The sequence below is a fragment of the Anoxybacillus thermarum genome (genome assembly GCF_000836725.1).
In the GTDB taxonomy this organism is placed as follows: Bacteria; Bacillota; Bacilli; order Bacillales; family Anoxybacillaceae; genus Anoxybacillus; species Anoxybacillus thermarum.
This window is the reverse complement of the sequence record NZ_JXTH01000110.1, coordinates 1-2,880: the sequence shown is the minus strand read 5'-3', so window position 1 is coordinate 2,880 and position 2,880 is coordinate 1. Positions and strand designations below refer to the sequence as shown.

The following is a 2,880-nucleotide window of genomic DNA, read 5'->3' as shown; positions in this document are numbered from 1 at the left end:
AGTCCAAGCGGGTTGAACAGGCCAAACGGAAGGCAGGACGGTTGTGGGCAGATGTGGTGCGTCAGAATCTACCGTGTCTGCAGCGGTCATCCGGGACGCCGATCCATCAAGCGTTGTCGGCGCTTCGGGATTTTGGTTGGGTGTAAAAAAATGGAATACAATATCATCACTTCAAGATGAGGGATGAGAGTCCAAAAGCGCTTACGATATCAATTCCTGAAAATGGTTCGCTAACTAGTGATTGACAACACCCGTAGTGAACCGAAAAAATGTTCTCCACAAAGTCTTGACTGACTCGAGCTGCGAACACCTCTTGATTTTCCAAAAAAATATGCTTATAATGACATACATAATGAATAAAGCAAAAAGTGATGATGAGGACATGGGTGTATTTTTACGGTTCACAGAGAGGGAAGGCATAGGCTGAAACCTTCCTAACACGAAAAATGCACTTACCACCTCTAAACTTCAGCAGTGAACAATGGGACGATCGCCCGTTTAGTAATTGCTGACGGTTTGCGCCGTTATCGAAATGAAGCCGTTTATACGCTCGGTTTATATTCGTATAGACGGGAAGAAGGGTGGAACCACGAAACCAACTCGTCCCTCGTTTTTGGGACGAGTTTTTTTTATTTCTAAAAAAGGAGTGAACAGCTTTGGCGGATGTAGTAAAAATTACATTTCCAGATGGAGCAGTGAAGGAGTTTCCGAAAGGAGTGACGACGGAAGACATTGCAGCGTCCATTAGTCCAGGATTGAAGAAAAAAGCAATTGCAGGAAAGCTAAACGATCGCATGATCGATTTGCGAACACCGATTGAAGAAGATGGCGCCATTTCGATTATTACGCAAGATATGCCGGAGGCGCTTGACATTTTACGTCATAGCACAGCGCATTTAATGGCACAAGCGATTAAACGATTGTACAAAGATGTGAAGCTTGGTGTTGGCCCTGTCATCGAAAACGGCTTTTACTATGATATTGATGTCGATGTACCAATTACAGCAGAAGACTTACCGAAAATTGAACAAGAAATGAAAAAAATTGTGAAAGAAAACTTAGATATCGTTCGTCGAGAAGTTAGTCGCGAAGAGGCGATTCGTCGTTATACAGAAATTGGCGATCATTTAAAAATTGAGCTTATTCACGACATTCCAGAAGGAGAAATCGTCTCCATTTACGAACAAGGCGAATTTTTCGACCTTTGCCGCGGAGTGCACGTCCCATCAACAGGAAAAATTAAAGAGTTTAAACTGTTAAGCGTGGCAGGTGCATACTGGCGTGGTGACAGTAAAAATAAAATGTTGCAACGCATTTACGGTACAGCCTTTTTCAAAAAAGAAGATTTAGATGAATATTTACGTCTTTTACAAGAAGCGAAAGAGCGCGATCATCGCAAGCTCGGAAAAGAGCTCGACTTATTTATGACATCGCAAAAAGTAGGACAAGGATTGCCGCTTTGGCTTCCAAAAGGTGCAACTATTCGCCGAACAATTGAGCGTTATATCGTCGATAAAGAGCTGTCGCTTGGCTATCAACACGTATATACACCAGTGCTAGGTAGCGTCGAGTTATATAAAACGTCTGGTCATTGGGATCACTATAAGGATGGAATGTTTCCGCCAATGGAAATGGATAATGAACAGCTCGTCTTACGTCCGATGAACTGCCCACATCATATGATGGTGTATAAACATAAAATTCATAGCTATCGCGAGTTGCCAATTCGTATCGCAGAGCTCGGTACGATGCATCGTTACGAAATGTCAGGTGCGCTTACAGGATTGCAACGCGTTCGTGGAATGACATTGAATGATGCGCATATTTTCGTTCGCCCAGATCAAATTAAAGACGAGTTTAAGCGCGTCGTTAATTTAATTTTAGATGTATATAAAGATTTTGGTTTAACAGACTATTCGTTCCGTCTGTCGTATCGCGATCCGCAAGATAAAGAAAAATATTATGATGACGATGCGATGTGGGAAAAAGCACAAAGCATGTTAAAAGAGGCGATGGACGAGCTTGGACTTGACTATTACGAAGCAGAAGGAGAAGCTGCGTTTTACGGTCCAAAACTAGACGTTCAAGTACGAACAGCGCTCGGAAAAGATGAAACGTTATCTACGGTTCAACTTGATTTCTTGTTACCGGAACGTTTTGACTTAACATATATCGGTGAAGACGGAAAACCGCATCGTCCGGTTGTCATCCATCGCGGTGTCGTATCAACGATGGAACGTTTCGTTGCCTTTTTAATTGAGGAGTATAAAGGAGCGTTCCCGACATGGTTAGCGCCTGTACAAGTACAAGTTATTCCTGTTTCCCCAGCTGTTCATATGGATTATGCGTATGAAGTAAAACATGCGTTACAAGCGGCAGGCATTCGTGTTGAAGTCGATGAGCGTGAAGAAAAAATCGGTTATAAAATTCGCGAAGCACAAATGCAAAAAATTCCGTACATGCTCGTTGTCGGCGATAATGAAGTAAATGAACGGGCAGTGAACGTGCGAAAATATGGCGAACAAAAAAGCGAAACGATGCCGCTTGATGCGTTCGTTGACTCTATCGTAAAAGAAGTGCGTAAAGTGTGAGTAAAATATTTGTGGGTGACATTCAGGAATGATTCCCCGACGAGGGTTGCGAACTTTTGTTCGCGACGCTCGTCGGGGCCACCAAGCGAAGCGCGGTAGAAAAAAGCAAATGTCATGCAAAAAGGACTCTCTCCCTGCTATGATGGTGATGACCAACATCAATAAAACAGGAGGGAGAGAGTCCATGAAACATTTTACCACAGAATGGCCTTTATTAAAAGAGCTGGAGGAACAATTAGTCAGAACTCTTCAAAAGGTGTTCGCTGTCTTGTTGGCGGCCCTTTTGGAG

The 2,880-nt window shown here is 43.1% G+C and carries 1 protein-coding gene and 1 pseudogene; both read left to right on the top strand.

Translation table 11 applies throughout. From position 1 onward, the window contains the following. Nucleotides 1-146, top strand: a pseudogene (locus LH47_RS15745) (UPF0236 family protein); the annotation flags it as partial. A 510-nt stretch (nucleotides 147-656) separates the two neighbouring features. Further along, on the top strand, nucleotides 657-2,591 hold the full coding sequence (gene thrS, locus LH47_RS14425; protein ID WP_043968682.1) for a threonine--tRNA ligase: 1,935 nt from the start codon (nucleotides 657-659) through the stop codon (nucleotides 2,589-2,591). The last annotated feature ends 289 nt before the right edge of the window (nucleotides 2,592-2,880 follow it).